Source organism: Paraburkholderia sp. CNPSo 3274 (genome assembly GCF_024206475.1).
Classification (GTDB): Bacteria; Pseudomonadota; Gammaproteobacteria; order Burkholderiales; family Burkholderiaceae; genus Paraburkholderia.
Window position 1 is genome coordinate 1 of sequence record NZ_JAMBPR010000068.1, and the last position, 19,108, is coordinate 19,108.

16 protein-coding genes and 1 pseudogene are annotated in these 19,108 nt (G+C 58.0%); 8 read left to right on the forward strand and 9 right to left on the reverse strand.

Annotated features, from left to right (window positions below; translation table 11 throughout):
• Window positions 1–165: transposase (locus M3I54_RS33790; protein ID WP_254340981.1), on the reverse strand; the 165-nt coding region annotated here is incomplete at its 3' end.
• Window positions 166–275: 110 nt separating this feature from the next.
• On the opposite strand from M3I54_RS33790, the gene M3I54_RS33795 reads away from it, so the two are divergent.
• Window positions 276–905: a TetR family transcriptional regulator gene (locus M3I54_RS33795; RefSeq protein ID WP_254343686.1), complete on the forward strand. Its 630-nt coding sequence runs from the start codon at window positions 276–278 to the stop codon at window positions 903–905.
• A gap of 57 nt (window positions 906–962) precedes the next feature.
• Here M3I54_RS33795 and M3I54_RS33800 read toward each other — a convergent pair whose 3' ends face one another.
• From M3I54_RS33800 to M3I54_RS33815, 4 genes are all read right to left on the reverse strand, one after another.
• Window positions 963–1,139 carry a hypothetical protein gene (locus M3I54_RS33800; RefSeq protein ID WP_254343688.1) on the reverse strand — a complete coding sequence of 59 codons (177 nt, stop codon included), beginning with the start codon at window positions 1,137–1,139 and terminating at the stop codon, window positions 963–965.
• A 157-nt stretch (window positions 1,140–1,296) separates the two neighbouring features.
• Entirely contained in the window at window positions 1,297–2,163 is an 867-nt protein-coding gene (locus M3I54_RS33805) for an alpha/beta fold hydrolase (RefSeq protein WP_375542262.1), read from the reverse strand.
• Window positions 2,164–2,325: 162 nt separating this feature from the next.
• Entirely contained in the window at window positions 2,326–3,588 is a 1,263-nt protein-coding gene (locus M3I54_RS33810) for an NADH:flavin oxidoreductase/NADH oxidase family protein (RefSeq protein WP_254343692.1), read from the reverse strand.
• Window positions 3,566–5,218, reverse strand: coding sequence for a GMC family oxidoreductase (locus tag M3I54_RS33815; protein ID WP_254343694.1), 1,653 nt, complete (start codon window positions 5,216–5,218; stop codon window positions 3,566–3,568). Before M3I54_RS33815 ends, M3I54_RS33810 begins: the two co-directional genes overlap by 23 nt.
• 1,084 nt (window positions 5,219–6,302) lie before the next feature.
• Here M3I54_RS33815 and M3I54_RS33820 point away from each other — a divergent pair.
• Window positions 6,303–6,929, forward strand: a complete 627-nt coding sequence (locus M3I54_RS33820) for a winged helix-turn-helix transcriptional regulator (RefSeq protein WP_302059261.1) — start codon at window positions 6,303–6,305, stop codon at window positions 6,927–6,929.
• A gap of 154 nt (window positions 6,930–7,083) precedes the next feature.
• Here M3I54_RS33820 and M3I54_RS33825 read toward each other — a convergent pair whose 3' ends face one another.
• Complete coding sequence (locus tag M3I54_RS33825) at window positions 7,084–7,224, reverse strand: transposase (protein WP_254343699.1); 141 nt, start codon at window positions 7,222–7,224, stop codon at window positions 7,084–7,086.
• Between the two features lie 986 nt (window positions 7,225–8,210).
• Here M3I54_RS33825 and M3I54_RS45480 point away from each other — a divergent pair.
• Window positions 8,211–8,360: pseudogene (locus tag M3I54_RS45480) on the forward strand (IS30 family transposase); the annotation flags it as partial.
• Window positions 8,361–8,437: 77 nt separating this feature from the next.
• Here M3I54_RS45480 and M3I54_RS33830 read toward each other — a convergent pair.
• Window positions 8,438–9,082: a TetR/AcrR family transcriptional regulator gene (locus M3I54_RS33830; RefSeq protein ID WP_254343705.1), complete on the reverse strand. Its 645-nt coding sequence runs from the start codon at window positions 9,080–9,082 to the stop codon at window positions 8,438–8,440.
• A 68-nt stretch (window positions 9,083–9,150) separates the two neighbouring features.
• Between M3I54_RS33830 and M3I54_RS33835 the strand changes: the two genes are divergently transcribed.
• Window positions 9,151–10,008, forward strand: coding sequence for an alpha/beta fold hydrolase (locus tag M3I54_RS33835; protein WP_254343707.1), 858 nt, complete (start codon window positions 9,151–9,153; stop codon window positions 10,006–10,008).
• Between the two features lie 364 nt (window positions 10,009–10,372).
• Complete coding sequence (locus M3I54_RS33840; RefSeq protein WP_254343709.1) at window positions 10,373–12,271, forward strand: propionate--CoA ligase; 1,899 nt, start codon at window positions 10,373–10,375, stop codon at window positions 12,269–12,271.
• Between the two features lie 331 nt (window positions 12,272–12,602).
• Here the strand turns inward: M3I54_RS33840 and M3I54_RS33845 are convergent, their stop codons facing one another.
• A complete protein-coding gene (locus M3I54_RS33845; protein ID WP_254343711.1) occupies window positions 12,603–13,310 on the reverse strand; it encodes an SDR family NAD(P)-dependent oxidoreductase in 708 nt (235 codons plus the stop codon).
• Between the two features lie 618 nt (window positions 13,311–13,928).
• Here M3I54_RS33845 and M3I54_RS33850 point away from each other — a divergent pair.
• The 3 genes from M3I54_RS33850 (at window position 13,929) to M3I54_RS33860 (ending at window position 17,745) form a co-directional block, all read left to right on the forward strand.
• Window positions 13,929–15,596 carry a GMC family oxidoreductase gene (locus M3I54_RS33850; RefSeq protein WP_254343713.1) on the forward strand — a complete coding sequence of 556 codons (1,668 nt, stop codon included), beginning with the start codon at window positions 13,929–13,931 and terminating at the stop codon, window positions 15,594–15,596.
• Between the two features lie 234 nt (window positions 15,597–15,830).
• The gene (locus M3I54_RS33855; protein WP_254343748.1) at window positions 15,831–16,895 is read left to right on the forward strand and encodes a porin; all 1,065 of its coding nucleotides are present in this window, start codon (window positions 15,831–15,833) and stop codon (window positions 16,893–16,895) included.
• Between the two features lie 130 nt (window positions 16,896–17,025).
• Window positions 17,026–17,745 carry an IS6 family transposase gene (locus M3I54_RS33860; RefSeq protein WP_254343715.1) on the forward strand — a complete coding sequence of 240 codons (720 nt, stop codon included), beginning with the start codon at window positions 17,026–17,028 and terminating at the stop codon, window positions 17,743–17,745.
• 71 nt (window positions 17,746–17,816) lie between these two features.
• Here M3I54_RS33860 and M3I54_RS33865 read toward each other — a convergent pair whose 3' ends face one another.
• On the reverse strand, window positions 17,817–19,025 hold the full coding sequence (locus tag M3I54_RS33865) for an acetyl-CoA C-acyltransferase (protein ID WP_254343749.1): 1,209 nt from the start codon (window positions 19,023–19,025) through the stop codon (window positions 17,817–17,819).
• Window positions 19,026–19,108: the final 83 nt, after the last annotated feature.

Below are 19,108 nucleotides of genomic sequence, written 5' to 3' on the forward strand. Positions count from 1 at the left end.
GCGCAGCAGGTTGGCGTTGATCTCGTGCTCTTGCGCAATGCGCGCCACCGACACGCCTGGGCGCAATGCAGCCTCGACCAACGTGCGTTTGCCGCTTTCGTCGTAGCGGCGACGGCCATCCCTGCTTTGCCGAACCACCCTCAACCCTGAGTCTTTGTCAGCCATAGGTGTCCACCTCCAAATAGGTGGACACCTATGCTCCTCGCTCAGAGTCGCATTGGGTAGACGTCGATAATGGATCGCTTACGAAGGAACAAGCCCACGGAAGAGCAAAAGTGAAGGTCACTAAGGCACAGGCCCAGGCCAACCGGGCCCACGTTGTTGAAACAGCGTCTACCCTGTTCAGGGAGCGCGGCTATGATGGGGTCGGAGTAGCCGATCTGATGGGCGCCGCTGGGTTCACCCACGGCGGCTTCTACAAGCACTTCCGCTCGAAGACCGATCTGATCGCGGAATCGGCAGCCTGCGGTATCGCGCAAACCGCCGCGCTGTCCGCTGGTATGAACGAGTCGGAGTTCGTGCGGCTGTATCTCGCGCGCGAGCACCGCGACTCGCGCGCAACCGGCTGTACGATGGCTGCGCTGGGTGGGGATGCCGCGCGTCAACCTGAAGCGGTCCGAGCCACATTTGCGGACGGCATCGAGAGACTGCTGGAGGCGCTGGGCCACGAACGTTGTTCTTCAGACGGTGCAGACTCGGCGCAGGCGCGAGCCAACTGCCTCGAAATACTGGCGCATGCGGTCGGTGCCATTGTGATGTCGCGCGCGTGCCCGGATGATTCGCCACTGGCCGACGAAATCCTGACTGTATGCCGCGACAAGATTCTCGCGTCACTGGGCCCGTCCGCGACAGGGCGCGAACCGGCGCCCAATCATGGTAGCGACAGGTCCGCCAAGCCAAAGTGACACGTAGCACCAATGGCCGCCTGAACCTCCGACAACTGATACCCCCTACATGACCGACTATCGTTCTTGTCTTTGACCATTCGGCTCCAAACCGTCCATGACCCACTCGTGGATAGCCATTAAGATTCCGAGATCGAGGTCCCTGGGGTCAGTCGCACCGAAATATTGAACCCATTTTTTAAATATATCGGCCTGCCCCTCGGCAGAGGCGTGACTACGAGAAATATCAGTCATGCTGGACTCCTTACGATTCTTAAAGTTCGAAAGTGAAAGGCCCATGTTCGGTGCGAACTGGCAAATTAGACGTCTGTTACCTCAAACGTGCCTTTCTTCGCCCTTACGCAAGCCTGCCTGGGTCGATCGAGCGCTCGCGTAGCCGCTGTCTTCAAACCTATTGGGCAAGGAACTCGAGCGCCCTGGGCACGAAGTTGGCGTAGAACTGAAACACCCCGCCATGGCCCGAATCGGGGTAGATGATGAGCATGCTGTTCGGCAGGCGCCGCGCCAGATCTTCCGAGTTCTTGCTTGGGACCATCCGATCGCTATCGCCGTTGACAACGAACACCGGGTTCTGCACCACCGATAGGTTCTCCGGCTCTTTCCGGCCCCATGCGCGAATCGCCTCCAATTGAGCCAAAAACGCGGTCATGGAGATTTTCTTGTCGCGGTGTTCAGAACGCTCGTTCAAGCGAGCCAGAAACGCCTTTCCAGCTTCGATACCGTTCGGCGTACGGGTGAAGAACAGATACTGCTTCGGATCCTGGCCGGTGAGAAATCCTCGGAGCATGTCGTAAAATGTAACGCTGGTCACGGCACTGATGCCTTCCCCGCCAGCAGGCCCCGTTCCCGCGAGAATAATCTTGCGGACGAGTTGCGGCTGCTTCAGCGCGATTTCCTGGGCAACCATGCCGCCCATCGAAAAGCCAAAAAGATCTACCTTCTTGAACCCCATGGCCTTGATGAAGTTGATTGCATCATCAGCCATCTGCTCAATCGAATTCGATGGTGAGCCACTGGAAGCTCCGACACCCCGATTGTCGAATGTGACCACGTGATGCTCCGCCGCGAGGCCATCCACCACTCGAGGGTCCCAATTGTCCAGCACAGCAGCCAAGTGAGTAAGGAAGATCACCGGTGTGCCACCATGTTCCTTCCCAAGCTCCCGATACGCGAAGTCCACTCCGCCTGCAGTGATGGTCTGCGTTGGCACGTCTTTCCAGCTGACGTCGTGTTCCTGTTGCTGTGGCGGCAAACTCATCGTCGCATTATCTGACGATACTTCAGCCGCCCGCACTGTCGAGGAAATGAGAGTTGCTGCCAGGACTACTCCGATGACGCCTGACTTCAGTACATGACGCATTGCACTAATCTCCATTGATCTTTTTTGACGACGGTAATAGTGGAAAGATCGTGTCAACGATCAAGCCCGCATGCGCTTGGTGCGATAGTTGCCCCAACTGCTGCGCATCAGGCTTTTGAGAAATGCCATTAGGCCGCTTTCTTGGGGTCGTGGATTGCCCCCGTCTGCAATACGCCTGAGTTGCCTCGTGTACCAAAGGACCTCCATGATGCCCATGCGGTCCACCGGTTTAATCCCTGTGGTGATCGGCCGTACGCGCTGCGGGCTGTCGCGACCCTGCAGCAACGCAACCGGCGCTTCAGGGTCGATAGCAAGCAGTCTCGCCAAACCGACAATATCTAGCGAGCCGGATCGCAATGCGGCATTCATGCCGTCGGCCGTCCGAAAGCCCCCAGTGACCATTAGAGGCACCGGTATACTCGTGCGCACTTTCTCAGCGAACTCCAGGAAGTACGCTTCGCGCGCCACCGTCGACGCTTTTTGCGGTTTCTGGAAAGCACCGCTCATGGCCGGAGCCTCGTAGGTGCCTCCAGAAATCTCGATCAGGTCGATGCCCGCATCGGCAAGCGCGTGGATGGTGGCCATCGACTCCTCTTCGGAGAAGCCGCCGCGCTGAAAGTCGGCAGAATTGAGTTTGATGCCGACTGGAAAATCGCTGCCGACCCGGCGGCGGATCTCGGCGTAGATTGCCATCAGGAAGCGGCGCCTGTTCTCAGGGCTGCCGCCCCATTCGTCAGTGCGCCGATTGTGATGCGGTGACAGGAACTGGTTGATCAGATAGCCGTGGGCCCCGTGGATCTGCACGCCGCTGAAGCCGGCGCTCTTGCAGATCGCGGCGCTGCGCCCAAAGCGCCGGATAATATCGCGGATCTCTGCGGTACTGGCTTCGCGCGGGGTCTCGAAAAACGCCGCCATGTCCTCGCGGAATGGAATGGCCGACGGCGAGAGGTTGCTGACGTTTAGTCCTTTGGGGGACTGTTTGCCGGGATGATTGAGTTGCACCCACAGGGCCGCGCCCTGGTCGGTGGCCGCGCGAGCCCATTGCCTAAGGACGAGCATATCGGACTCGTCCTCAATTACCACATTGCCCGGCTCGCCGAGCGCACGGCGATCGATCATGACGTTGCCGGTCAGCAGCAAGCCGACACCGGAAGCAGCCCAACGCCGATACAACTCGACGAGCCTGGGTGTCGCACGGTTGTCATAGGTACCCAGCGTCTCGCTCATGGATGACTTGGCGAGACGGTTGCGGAGCACGCTGCCATTGGGCAAGCGAAACGGCTGGCTCAGCGGGCTGACGTTAAATGAGGACGGATTGGCCATGGGGAGCACTCGGATGGAAGGTTGCAAGGGACGATTTCGTCGGAATGTGGGACATCGCGTGCTCGGTCAGCGCGGTGATGGTCAGACTGGGGTTCACGCCCAGGTTGGAACTGAGCATCGAGCCGTCGCACACCAGTAGCTTCTGATAACCAAAGACGCGGTTCTGGACATCCATCACGCCGCGTTCGGGAGAGTCCGCCATCGCGCACCCACCCATGCAGTGCGCCGTGGTGGGGATGTTGAACAGGATCTCGGTCAATAAGGTGGTAGGAATGCCGCCCAGTGCCTTTGCCCCCTTTTCAACAAACACATTGGCTTCAGGGATGAAGGTGGGAATCGGGCCCCCCTCAGTGCACAATCGCTTTCTGAACGGCCAGTACCAGCGGCGCTTGAACTGCATGTTGATAAAGGCGTCCACGGTCTGCATTACAACGAACAGGATGGTCTGGCGTGCAAATCCGAAAGGGTTGTGCACGCGCATTGCTTTCACCGGATGTGTCACCAGCGTCCATAGCCAGGTAATAATCCGCGTCCATCCGGCACGCCCGCCAGTCATCAAGGTCATCATCAGACCTGTAGCGTCCGAACCTTCCGGGTAACGCACCGCACCGATGTGCGTCCGTTCGTCGATATAGATGCCTGCGCCTCCAGCCAAGCCGGGCGACATGCTCTTGTCATTCGCCGGAAAGCGCACGCCGACGAGAGACTCGGCATTAGTGCGCACGCGCTTGCCGAGGTCATCACTGATGCGCGGCAGGGAGCCGCTCTGCTTGAGCCGGAACAACAACTCCATCGTGCCCAATGAAGACGCGGCAAATACCACCCCGCGGCAGCGGAAGCTGCGTCGCTGCTTGTTGAACCAGGTAGTCGAACACTCAGTGAAGACCTCGTAGCCGTCGCTTCCGTCTTCCTTGCCGTTGAGCGGGCGCACGTCCACCACCCTGGTTTCGGCGAAAACCTGCGCACCACGCTTCTCCGCGAAATAGAGATAGTTCTTGTCGAGCGTATTCTTGGCGTTGTGCTTGCAACCCACCATGCAGCCACCGCAACCGACGCACGTCCCGCGCTCCGGACCTCCACCGCCGAAGTAGGGATCAGCATAGGTTTTGCCGCCGGCCTCGCCTTTTGGCGCAAAGAACGTCCCTACACGGCCGTTGTGAAACGTATTGCCTACGCCCTGCAAGTCCGCCATCTTCTTGAGCCGAAAATCGGCCTCGCCCAGAAATTGGTTCTCGGTTACGCCGAGCATTCGTTCCGCCATGGCATAGTACTCTGGCATGATCCGTTTCCAGTCCTTCAGGCCAGCCCACGAACCCTCATCCCACACCTTGTCGGGCGGCACCAGCAAGGCGTTCGCGTATGTGATGGAACCACCGCCAACTGCGTTCCCGCTCAAGACCATGACGTGGCGGAAGAGACGCATGTTGTAAAAGCCGAACATTTTCAGACCAGGTCGCCACATCCAGCGACGCGCGTCCCAGTTGGTCTTGGGAAAATCTTCTGCAGTCCAACGCCGCCCCATCTCCATCACACCAACCGAATAGCCCTTTTCAGTGAGGCGGCAGGCGGACACGCTACCACCGAAACCCGAGCCAATGACAATGTAGTCAAATTCATAGGGAGTATTCATCGCGAGCACCTCGAGCCTGCGCCGGTCGGGCTCTCCACGTGCACATTAGCGAATAAGACCTTCATGGCTTGTCTCCGTTTTCCTGGTTCTAGTAGTCACAATTCAGAGTCCGACTTATGCGTCCTATCGCGCTCACGACAATGTCGTGGAGTTCTCCTCCAAGTCGGCTGCTGATTTTGCAATGGCGTTGAAGGCAATCGGGAACGACGGGGGGCGGCAGCATCACGGACACCTAATCGCGTTTTCAGCCCGACCACTTTCTGGAAGTACGCGGCAAACGCAGACGAGAGCCGGTCGACATCGGCATGGATCAGCGCCCGTTCACCGACCCGGAAAACTGGCTTGTTCGCGGACTCCTGCAGCAGCGTAGTCGGCGACGGAACGCGATCGACGTCGATCTCGGGGGATCGAGCCGTACGAATGAAATCAGTGTCCCCTCCTCATTCGGGCATCCATAGTCATAATGCGAAGTCCTCATTCAGTCGGCCACGCATCGCACCGCGCTTGTCGGGGCTCAGCGTCGGACAGGATCCGAACGGGGCGAAAAGCAAAGATGCGGAACCCACGCTACGACCACCGTAACACTATACGTTTAGTATAGCACAACAGCTATACACATAGTATAGTAGAATGTGTGGTGGCGCTCAACACACCGGGAGAAACGCAGGAGTCCGGTTACGACGTTGACATCGCAGGACCTCGAGGTATCGCTGCCGTTCGATCGGACCGCCGCGCGGCTTATGGCGTCTCTTCGCGGGAAGCCACGGCAATGAATGTCCCTTTCGCTGCGGCGGCGATAGCGTGGCCCGTCATCGGCTTCTGGGACGAACAGGCGTGTGCACTGGACGTGTTGCCCCCGGGGAGTTTCCGGAAATGGCTCAGCGAATACCCAACCCGGCGGCAGATCCGCGATGGTAGGGCGCGCCTTGTCTGGAAAATTGATGCACTACGGATGCAGGTGTCCGCGAGGCCGCGCCACTAATTACCTGCCTGATCCGTGGCCATCGCCTTCCAACCGGCTTTGCTTCAGCAGGGCCTTGTACAATGTGACATGCCAAACAAAACCTACGGTCAACTTTGCCCAATGGCCCGGGCATTAGACGTTCTCGGCGATCGTTGGACGCTTCTCGTGATCCGCGAACTCTTGCTGGGTCCGAAGCGGTTCAAGGATCTGCTGGCGATCTTGCCTGCCATGGGCGCAAACCGACTGTCCGAGCGCCTGGCCATGCTGGTAGAGAGCGATGTTATCCAACCGACCACGTTGCCAACGCCCGCCGCAGCGCCAGCTTATGAACTGACGGAAATGGGCGAACAACTGCGCAAACCAGTGATTGCGCTCGGGCTCTGGGGTCTGCGCCTGCCGCTCGATGAACGCATCGACCCGTCCACTGCCCGTGCGGAGCTCATCGCACTGTGCTTGACGGGGTCGAGCGATCCTGCGGCGAGCGCCGCCTTGCAAACGTTGTATGAGTTCCATGTGGGGGCGGAGGTTTTCCATGTCCCGGTGAACCACGGGAAGGTGCTGATCCGCTCCGGCCCCAGCGCAGAGCCCCCCGACGTCAAGATACAGTGCGACATGGAAACGTTCATGGCTCTGGCTTTGCGCGAAATCACACCTACGCATGCGCTCCGCGAAGGGCACGTATCCCTCCTGCGAGGAAGCAGGCAAGCGTTCACACAGGTATTCAAGATTCTCGAATACAAGCCCTGATGGCCTGCCGAGGCTCGGCCGGGATTCACAATTATCCATAGCTTCAGATACTCACGAATCCCGGCCAAACCACTTGCCCTGTCTGCATCATCGCGCAGCGAATCCGGCGTGGCATGTAAGCAAGCTTGGTTAGTAACCGATGCGAGAAGACGCATCAGGCAGGCAACGGCGCGGAAATCATCGGGTTCAGACGGGTTGCCTGTTCGACCGGTATCGGCATCCCGTCGATGCCCATGCGGAAGTCGACCGAACTGCGATGCGTGTGGGCCGTCAGTTCTTCGTTGAACCGGAACACGGCAACCTCCTCGGGATTTTGCCGATCGCCATCAGTTCATCAAGGCTCGCCTCGCCAAGAGCGGGTTCGGTGCCATTGCGCACGCTATCGCCATCAATGACTCGAGTATTCGCGGTGGGGGCGACCGCAGTGGCGCTGACTCTACCGGCACAAATGCAGCCGGCGCCTCGGGTGAGGAATAGCAGAACGTGGCCCTGAAAGGTCAATGGGTACGCCGTCGGCCGCTACCGCACCGGCTAATGACTGAGCGAGCTGCCATTGTTGATGGCCGGCGATCCACTTGCGAAACTGGTTCGGATTCCGGATTGGGGTCGTGATCGCTCGCCATGCAACCAATTAATACGCCGGCTTCCAATACATCTCGACCAATTCACGCAGCGCTGCCCCGTCAAATTTCCGTCGACCGTCTCGTCTCCGGCCGCCTCAAGCGTGCTTCGAAGTCTAGACTGCTCGGTCATTAAGGCCTGAGTGCATGTATCCGCGCAGACTCCAAACTTCTGCAACGCCGGAATCCTGGGCGCGCAACTTCACCGACTAGAAAACTAGCTACGAAATCGCAGGAAATCCACGTTCGCGAAGCTGCGTCAGCCCCCGCTCAGAACGTCAACAACTCAGGGAATCTGGTGCTGGCTCGATTTGCATTTTGGCATCCATCTTTATCCACGGGATCAGAAGACTTAGCCGCAGTCTACAGGGCGGGATCGATTTCCTCACTCCGTGGAGTGACCCGCCTCGAGGCAGCTCGGTTGTGGTTTTCACCAACTATACATTTTATTTAGCTTCTATACTATACGATTCATATATCAATCATTGGTCGCCATCGATATCAGACTAAGACCTATGCACAGCACGCACGGGAGCATCCAGAGGATCCGACACTGCCAAGGAGGTGCCCGCCCATCATCCAGCTTCCGAGTATGCACCATGCGCAAATTGGCCTTGCTCGAGAAAGACTCATCGATTCAGCTTCTGCGCCGGCCGAACATACTCCGAACGGGCCACCGCTGGCCGGCTACGGAACTGTCAATATGGCTAACGCCCTCAAGAAGAAGACCGTGGCGGACCTGCCTGCGTAGTTGTGGCGATCCTTGACTTGGGACCGTGGCAAGGAACTGTCCGATCACGTCTGTTTCACTAAGCCTATCAACCCTTCAGATTTATACTGCTTCAACTTAGACAGACTCGTCGGTTAAGTCAGCCTTTCCATGGAACGTTAGGTATCCAGAATTCCCATCAGTATGGACATTGTGGCAGCGAGATCGGAACTAATTTTTCGACGTGAAATCCCGGCGCTCGCCTTAATAGCTGCCGAATGAAGTGTTGCAACCAGCAGATTTGCGAAACATCGCGCATTCGCCGCTGCAGAGTCACCCGATAGGAACCCACTTGCCCATCTCTCAATGCGGCGCTCCTCTCGCTCGATTATCTCTTTGAGAATTGCTTTAGCGTCCTCGTGAGCATTGGCCTCATCAGCGAGGACGCAGGCGATGAGACAGCCGCGGGGCCGTTCGTGATCGTAGAAGAGGTGAACAATTGCTTCGCTAAAGAGTGATGGATCGAAGCGTTTCCCGTCCTTCCCGTCGGGAAGCTGAAGCATTGCAAAAGTCTGATAATAGCGCTCCACGGCCTTGAAAAAAAGGGCGCGCTTATCACCATAGGCGGCATACAGACTTGGACGGTTGATCTCCATCGCTTCAGTGAGCGTGTCTAGATCGGCGCCTTCATAACCGTTCTTCCAAAAAATCTCGACGGCGCGATCTAGCGCAACATCAACGTCAAATGAGCGTGGCCGCCCACGTCCTCTCTTTTTCTCAACCGTACCCATACGTCCCAGGACCCAAATTTTCTTACTGAACAATACACAAATCGCTTGACGACGGCAACTGGACTTATTAACGTACTCTCCAGTACACAAAGGAGAGAGATATGGACAACACGACAGAACGTGCGGCGACCACCCCAACCAAGTATCTTGATGTCCGGGGCGTACGCTACGCTTATCGGGAGCTTGGACCCGTCAATCCAGCGGACAAGACACCTATCCTGTTCCTCCATCGGTTCCGCGGTACGCTCGATGATTGGGATCCGGGTTTCGTCGACGCATTGGCGAAGACCCGTCACGTCATTCTGTTCAGTGATCAGGAAGTCGGATCGTCATCGGGATCTGCAGCGACGAGCGTGGACGAAAAGGCACGCAATGCCGCAGACTTCGCGAAGGAGCTAGGTTTTTCAACCATCGATGTGCTCGGCTTTTCCATGGGAGGTTTCGTTGCCCAGGCGATTGCGATCGATGAGCCGACGCTCGTGCGAAAGGTGATCGTTGTCGGTGCGGCCGGAGGTGGCAATCCGGAAGCGGCGCCGCCGACGGACATCGTGTTCGAGATTGCCCTTCATCCTGTCTACTCACATGAGGATGTCCGGTATCTGTTCTTCGCTGAAGGGCGAGATGAGGAGACGCGGGCCTATCTCGATCGTCGAGCGACCCGGACTTCTGGCCAGGAACCTCCGGTGACGCCTGCGGTCATTGGCAAGATGGTGTCACTCATCGGTGACTTCATGAGCGGTAGAACAGGTCATTATGAGAGGCTGAAGGACCTTCGTCAGCCCACGCTCGTCGTCTCCGGCGATAGGGATCCGTTCTTCCCCTTCAAAAACATCTGGATGCTGTATCGCGAACTACCCAACGCACAGTTGCTCGTCTATCCCAATTCTGGTCATGGGCCACACCAGCAGCATCCCGAAGAATTGGCCGAGAAAATCGAATACTTCTTGACAACGACCTGATCGGCTCTAATTTATTATCGCTCGGCTGCTAGATTTCCCTCTGCATGACCAAGCCGAGATTTAAACAGCAGAGAAAATGAGGGCGCCAGTGGCACTAAGTGCGCTTCTGGTGAAAAAATGCGGGGAAGAGATTTCGAAGGATATGGTCGTACTGAATTACAAATACCTGATGGCCGCTGATGTAACAGCGTTGGTGATTGTGTCTCGAAGCTAAATCTCTTCGTATTGCAGCCCTCAGGGCGTGTAAGCACGTCATGATTTTTCTTGATTCGCTACGAACATCAGAAGACGAAGGTGTTAGAAAAGCGATTCAGGGCTAGAGAAAGCAGTTGCTTGCTGTCTTCACATGGGAGGAGAGGCTGCGATGACTAATTATACTGAGTTCTATCGGCGTTCGATCGAAGAGCCAGATGCTTTCTGGGCCGAGCAGGCCTCGTTGATCGATTGGAAGGAGCCGTTCGAGAAAGTTCTTGACTATGATTCACCCCCATTCGCCAGATGGTTTGTCGGAGGCGTGACTAATCTCTGCCACAACGCTATTGATCGGCATATAGCCAATCGTGCAGATCAAACAGCATTGATCTGGGTCTCTACAGAGACAGGGCAGGAGGAAACTTACAGCTTTGCTGAGCTGCACGCGGAAGTGCAGACAATGGCTGCGATTATCTTGTCGCTAGGCGTGAAGAAGGGCGACCGGGTGTTGATCTACATGCCTATGATCCCGCAGTCTGTGTTCGCGATGCTGGCCTGCTCCCGTATCGGCGCCGTCCATTCCGTCGTATTTGGCGGATTTGCCAGTTCAAGTCTGGCCAGTCGCATCGAGGACGCCAAGCCCAAACTGATTATCAGCGCCGATGCTGGATGCCGTGCCGGGAAGGTCATTCCATATAAGCCATTGCTTGATGAGGCCCTTGAGCATGTGTCGACACGGCCTGCCAAAGTCCTCATCGTCGACCGGGGGCTCGCGGCGCCCCCTATGTGCGAAGATAGAGATGAGTCTTACACCTCCTTGAGGAGGGAATTTCTTGGCGCCACAGTCCCTTGCGAATGGTTGGAGTCCAGTTCTCCGAGCTACACGCTATATACCAGCGGCACAACAGGTGCCCCGAAAGCCGTGCAACGGGAAACTGGCGGATACGCAGTTGCGCTAGCAGCCAGTATGAAGCACATTTTCTGCGGTTCCCCTGGGGAAACGTTCTTCGCGACAAGCGATATTGGTTGGGTGGTCGGGCACAGCTATATCGTCTATGGTCCTCTTATGGCGGGTATGGGAACCCTGCTCTACGAGGGACTGCCCACACGGCCAGATCCTGGTATCTGGTGGAGGCTTGTCGAGAAGTATAAGGTGACCGCAATGTTTAGCTCGCCGACAGCCATCCGGGTGATGAAGCAACACGAAAATGAGTCGCTTTTCGAGGCGGATCTGTCCAGCTTACGGAGTTTGTATTTGGCCGGTGAACCTCTTGATGCACCAACAGGGAAATGGATACACGACGCCTTACGCAAGCCAATTATTGACAACTATTGGCAGACTGAGTCTGGATGGCCAATCCTTGCAGTCGCGAATGGCGTTGAGCGGATGGATAGTAAATTTGGGTCGCCTGGGCTACCAATGTACGGGTTTGCCGTACGTCTGATCGACAATGAAACCGGTGAACAAATAACTGTGCCAAATCGAAAAGGCATTCTCATCATCGATGGTCCGCTTCCGCCCGGGTGCATTCAGACGATCGCGGACGACGATGAGCGCTTTGTCAGAACCTACTGGTCCGAGATTCATGGACGGTATGTCTATTCAACGTTCGATTGGGGTGTCCGCGACGAAGACGGCTATTACTTTATCCTTGGGCGCGCCGATGATGTCATCAACGTAGCCGGCCATCGACTCGGTACGCGTGAGATAGAAGAGAGCATTTCCGGCCATCCTAACGTCGCCGAGGTTGCCGTGGTCGGAGTTTCCGACTCCTTGAAAGGGCAGGTCGCTGTTGCATTTATAACTGTGAAGGATCGAAGTGCCGTCGCTACTGGTGATGGCGCATCTGCTCAGAAACGTGAGATTTTAAAACTTGTCGAGCGCAACCTCGGTGCTATAGCGCGTCCCACACGAGTTCTGTTCGTTCCAGCGCTGCCGAAGACGCGGTCAGGCAAGTTACTGCGCCGAACGATTCAGGCAATTTGCGAGGGCCGGGAACCGGGAAACGTTGCGACTATTGAAGACCCAACTGTACTCGAAGCAATTGCAGAGGCGGTCATTGCAACGTAAGTGGCACGCAATTTCGCGATAGATGGCGGCGTGGGAGACGCAGCAAAGCGGCGCCCATCATTTTCTCGATCCGGTCGGCACCACTTAGTCACAGTAGAAGAGAAGAAGCCGGATACCGAACGCGCCGGCCATATCAGTCAGGAAGCTGGCCCGGGAGAGTGACATCAATGCGAACGTGCTGATCGGCTGGGGGCCACGATATCTGGCCGATCAGTGAGCTCGGTCTACCGGGCTCATTTCGGTGGTACTGGCAATAGACACGGGGATGGAGGCCGTCGCGTCAACTCCGGTATAACCGCGAGCGCAGGAGACGAACTACACATCATCAATGTCATAACCATGGATGGAGACACGAATGCAACTCAAAAGCAAAGAAGCAGTTGTCACGATCGAAAACCAGAAAGAGTGCGGCCTGGGCCACCTCCTCTGCGTTGTTGAACCGGCCAATCGGGATGCTTCTGATCAATCCCTGCTCGATTTCCTGCACCTGGGCTTCCGTTTGCGCCAGACTGTTCCAGATTGGAGTTCGCGTAGCACCCGGAACCACCGTATTCACGCGGATGCCTTTGGGCGTCAATTCTGACGCTAGTGAGCGCGCCATCCCCGATATGCCGGCTTTACTCCCGGCGTAGACAGCGAATCCGGCGAATCCCATCGTTGACATGACCGAGCCAACGAGAATCACCGATGCGCCAGAGCGCATGTGAGGGAGGGCAGCCTGAACGGTGTAGAAGCTACCGGCAATATTTATCGTGAGGACCCGTTCAACAGTCTGAACGGAAGCGCTGTCCAAAGGTGTAGTGGATGCAACGCCGGCGCCTGCAAACAGGACATTGGTATGACCAAACCGATCATTAACCTGTGCAAACGCAGCGCTGAGGGTCTTGGGGATCGTGACGTCTGCCTGAATTGCCATTACGTTAGCACCAAGCTGACTTTTAGCAACGCTCAGGGTTTCAGAATTGTTGCTGATGATCGCAACGTTGGCGCCCTCTGCAAGGAACAGACGTGCGCAGGCCAACCCAATTCCAAGCAGCATGCATGCGGCGGAGCTGATTATCGACGGGGGTGCCACAGGTGCCCCGCAAGGCGCACCTGTATATCTAGCTTGAGTTACCCCCTGATCAGCATACGCTCGAGTTGATACTTTTTCCGGTCGTCAAAAGATCAGGTGTACGACGGTTTGATAGGAATACCAGCTCACGTAAGCCAGAAGAATGACGGAATAACATATTAGTTATATATAACTTTTATTGAGATAAATATGGTGCGAGACGTTATACCTGTCTTGGGTGCTGCGGTGTATGCGCGAGCATGAAATCAAGTTCGGTTGCGTTTGTCGCTGAGGCGGGAGCGCCGGACACTTTGACTTCAGGCAGAGTTCTCTGGTCGCCGGCGTAGCGCGTCGGAATTTACGGCTTTTTCATCAAGCAGGCCACGGATGATGTGCAAAACGGACGTTCGGCCGGAGACAGATTTCGTCGGTAGGTCTTTGCGATGAGTCCCGGCTGACACTATCAGTTCAGCAAGGGCAGCGTCGAGGCACGCGTCGTCAAGGAGTTTTCGTGCGGAATCGTCCAGACGAAGATGGTACTTGCGTTTTGACTTAAGCGAGCGATATACGGGCTTGCGTATTACATAAACAATGGAGACTTCAATGACGAGTGCCAACTCAGAGACAACTCGCGACAGTGTACAGCAGGCCTCGCCGAACCCGGAGTTCGACTTCGACTGGGCGATCGTCGGGTCAGGTTTCGGCGGAAGCGTTGCCGCTCTCCGGCTGACCGAGAAGGGGTACCGGGTCGGCGTGATCGAACGCGGTCGTCGCTATGAGGACAGTGATCTACCCACTTCGACAGCCGAGATTGAAAAGTTCGTCTGGGCCCCCGAGCAAGGGCTCTACGGCATCCTCCGGGATGTCGCGTACCAACATGTCGAGACCGCCTCGCAGACTGGCGTCGGGGGTGGGAGCCTCATGTACGGGGGCGTGCTTTTCCGTGCGCAGCAGGGGTTCTACAACGACTCCCAGTGGCGAGACCTCGCGCCTTGGGAATCGGTGCTCGATGCGCACTACGCCAAGGCGGAGTTCATGCTCGGCGTGCGGGAGTCCCCGTGGGACTCGGTCTCGATCCAGCTGACCAAACGCATCGGCGAGCACTTCGGGGTCTCAGACGGCTTCAAGCTCGCGCCGACCGGCGTGTTCTTCGGCGAACCCGGCAAGACAGTCGACGATCCCTACTTCGGTGGCGAAGGACCTGCACGGACCGGATGCATCCGTTGCGGCGATTGCATGATCGGATGCCGCACGGGCGCCGCGAACAGGCTGACGAAGAACTATCTTTGGTTCGCGGAGAAGAGCGGCGCCCGGATCATTCCGGAGCAGGAGGTCATCGACGTACGTCCCCTCGGCGCAGCCGACGGCGCAGACGGGTACCAACTGGTCGTAGAGCAGCGCAGCCCTGATGGGGCCCGCGCACGCACTGAGTACACCGCACGCGGCGTCGTCTTCGCCGGCGGAGCTGTAGCAACCAACGAGCTCCTTGCCGACTGCAAGTACCGAGGATCACTACCGAGGATCAGTGACAGACTCGGCCACCTGGTCCGCACGAACAGCGAGACCTTCCTGAGCGTCCAGTTCCCACAGGATCTCGAGGCATGGCGCGACGTCACCGCGCCCAGCCGATTGGTCTTCGACGGGGACACCCAAGTCGAGCTCCTTACCGTCGGGAAGCATGCCGACGCATGGCAGGGCAAGTTCACCGTCCTGACAGGCAAGGGGAACATCCTCGTCCGTCGCATCAAGTGGCTAACGAACGTCGTCCTTCACCCGAGACGGTGGAAGGCAACCAAGCAATCCGAGGGTTGGAGCGCCCGATCACTGGCGATGCTCGTCATGCAGCCTCGCGACAACGCGGTCCGGTTGCGCGCGCAGAAACGCAGCAGCGGCAACGGCTACACGCTGGTCAGCGAGATCGACAAGTCCCGTCCCGCCCCGACATTCCTCGGCGTCGGGCACAAGGTCGTGAAGTGGCTCGCCGAAGAAACGGGCGGGGTTGCGGGCAGCACCCTGACAGAAGCCTTCCGCAACGCCCCATGGACGGCGCACATCCTCGGCGGCGCGGTCATCGGCTCGAACGCGACCACCGGCGTTATCGATGCGGGGCTAAAAGTGTTTGGTTACGAGAACATGATCGTCTGCGACGCCGCCGCCCTTCCCGCGAATCCTGGGGTCAACCCCGCGCTCACTATCACTGCCCTCGCCGAATACGCAATGGATCGGCTCCCCAGCGCACCCGCGCCGGCGCCAGAGACCGAGGACCGGTGATGCTACGCGGCCGAGCACAAATCGGCCAGGAACCGGAAGGCGGGGCCCGGCTCGCGCTCACGCATAGGAAATTTAACGGTTAATGGGCTCGCGCTACGACGCGCGGCGACAGTTCGCGCAGCCGCTGCGCGGATAACATCGTCCAGCTAGAGCCAACGATAGAAGCCGCACATTTGTATTGATATTAAGTATAACTATATATGGAGATTTTTCGTGACATTCCCTCCCCATCGCATTTTAGTCGTTGTACTAGCGGGCATTTTATCAGGCAGCATCGGAACGGTCGCTCACGCGCAAAGCAGCGTGACGCTCTATGGCGTACTCGACGGCGCGTTGCTCTACACGAGCAAGACCTTGAGCTACCAAACCGGCGCCGACGCGGGAAAACAGTTCTCGATGACCGATGGCGGCATTTGGGGCTCGCGGTTAGGCATGAAGGGCACGGAAGACCTCGGCGGCGGTCTGAAGGTGTTGTTCACGCTCGAAAGCGGCATCAACGTGAGCAACGGCGGATTCGCCAACTCGAACGGCAATTTGTTCGGGCGACAGGCGTGGATCGGACTCGATGGAAAATTTGGTACTGCGAAGGTGGGCTTGCAGTATTCGCCGTTCTTCCTGTCGCTATTCGAATCGGATCCCCGTGCATTCTCGCAGTTTGGCAGCGGTCTCATCAACTACCTCGACAACGTGCTCGTCACCGGTCTCTTCAATGCGAACTCCGTTTCGTACACGAGTCCCACCATTGCTGGCCTGCAAGGGAGCGCCATGCTGGCGCTCGGCGGCGAAGCGGGAAATTTCCAGGCGGGGCGGCAATATTCGGTCAGCCTGAAATACACGTTCAAGGGGCTAATGATCAACGCCGCGCTGTATAGCGGCAATGCCGGGGGAACTGCCGCTACGACTCCCGTTCCCAGCGCAGTGCAGTTCACTGGCCACACCGTCGGCGCGGCTTACGATTTCGGAAAGCTAACACTCGATGCGTCGTTCGTCTCGTACAAGGTTGCGGGCTCCTTCGATAATCACGTCTACGGCGGAGGCTTCAGCTATGGTGTGACGCCGGCACTGAACGTGAACGGCGGCGTATGGTTCACGCAGGATCGTAACAACACATCCAATCATTCGATCCTGGCTGCAGTCGGCTCCGAAATCTACCTCTCGAAGCGCACGACACTCTATGGGCAGGTCGGATTCGTCCGTAACCACGGCGCGATGGACACTGGCCTGTCGATCAACGGGGCACTATATGGCGTGACGGGTTCGACAGTCGGCGCCAACGTTGGCATTCGCCACCTGTTCTGAACTTGCACCACCCCCGTCAAGCGACGTTGTCCGCGAGCGCGCAGGCGGGAGGCAACTGTGTTTGGTGCGGCTGTGGTGCAATTCCGATGCGCCGGTCTGTTACCCTCAACCTTTTGACGATCACGAGCCGATGAGCAAGCTGAAAGACATCGACGGGTTGTTCAATGGACGTCATTTCGACCGCGAAGTGATCATCCTTTGCGTGCGGTGGTACCTGCGCTACAAGCTCAGCTTTCGAGATCTCGCGGAAATGATGGCGGAACGCGGTCTTTCCCTGGTCCACACGACGATCATGCGCTGGGTGAAGTGCTACACGCCGGAGTTCGTCAAACGCTGGAATCGGTTCGCCGTAGCGGCCGGTCAGTCGTGGCGCGTCGACGAGACCTATGTCAGGATCCGTGGTAAATGGACCTATCTTTGCCGCGCAGTTGACCGAGCGGGAAAGACGATCGATTTCCGCCTCAGTACCAGGCGCGATGTGGCTGCAGCAAAGGCATTCTTTGTGAAGGCGATCAAAACTCAGGGGCGTGCTCCTGCGACGATTACCCTGGACGGCTACGCGGCATCGCATCGAGCCGTCCGCGAAATGAAGACCGACGAATCGCTGCCCCGACGAACGAAATTGCGATCCTCGAAATACCTGAACAATCTGATAGAGCAAGATCATCGGTCCATCAAATCGCGGGTGAACGTGATGCTCGGGTTCAAACGCTTCCGCAACGCGGCCGTCACCATCTCCGGCATCGAGCTGATGCATCGCATTCGCAAACGCCAGTTTGATCTCACCAGCATGCATCTCAAAGATGCCATTGCGCCCTCGATTTGGAAGGCGGTTCTTTCAACTCGTTGAAAGTCTCCGAGAGACGGTCGGTTTCTCACCCACCCACCGAATTTTCACCACAACCGCGCCGATCATGTTGCTTAGACGATCTCAATTGCAAGCGCCGTGGCCTCACCACCACCGATGCACAGACTCGCGACGCCTCGCGTCTCGCCGCGCTGGCGGAGTGCACTCAGGAGCGTCACGACCTGGCGCGCGCCCGTCGCGCCGATCGGGTGACCCAGCGCGCAAGCACCACCATGCACGTTCACGCGCTCGTGCGGAAGCGACAGCTCGCGCATGGCAGCCATGACGACCACGGCAAATGCCTCGTTAATTTCCCACAGGTCTACATCGGCTGCCTGCCACCCCACCTTGGCTAGCAGCTTCTGGATCGCACCCACAGGCGCAGTGGTAAACCAGGCCGGCTCCTGAGACTGTGTGGCGTGCCCGCGGATAACGGCCAGCGGTGTTAAACCGCGCTCATGCGCGGTGGACCGGCGCATCAGCACCACGGCCGCTGCACCATCGGCGATCGAGGCCGAACTCGCCGCCGTGACTGTGCCGTCCTTTCCAAAGGCGGGTTTGAGGCTGGGGATCTTGGCCAGTTCTGCCTTCGCTGGCGCCTCGTCCTCGTCGACGAGTTTCTCGCCGCTGCGGCCCGGCACCGCCACCGGCGTGATCTCCCACCGCAACAAGCCGTCACGCTGCGCCTGTTGCGCGCGCAGCGTCGAGGTGGAAGCAAAAGCGTCCTGTGCATCGCGCGTGAAACCGAAGTGGCGCGCGCAGTCCTCGGCGAAGGTGCCCATAAGGCGGCCATGGGAGGCGAGGCCGTAGTGATCCTCCAGGCCGTCGAAGAACATGTGGTCCAGTACCTGGCCGTGCCCCAGGCGCTGGCCCGAGCGGGCCTTGGGCAACAGGTAGGGCGCGTTGCTCATGGATTCCATGCCACCGGCCACTATCACCTGTTGACTCCCAGCCAGCAGCAGATCGTGCGCAAGCATCGTTGCCTTCATACCCGAGCCGCAGACCTTATTGATCGTGGTGCACCCTGCCGAGAGCGGCAAACCGGCGCTCAGCGCTGCCTGGCGTGCGGGCGCCTGCCCCAGGCCGGCCGGCAGCACGCAGCCCATGAGTATTTCGTCTACCGCCTCTGGCTGCAGCCCTGCGCGATCGAATACGGCACGGATGGCGCTGGCGCCGAGCTGCGGAGCCGTCAGCGACGCAAAGTCGCCCTGGAAGCCGCCTAGCGCCGTGCGTGCGGCACCGACGATAACGACGGGATCATCTGAGGTCGAAGAGGTAGGCATGCGAGTCTCCATCCGCCGCTCCACGGCGGCGTTGCAAGGGGTGGGGAAAGTTTGATAGTCCACGGGTCATCTGAGCCCTTCCG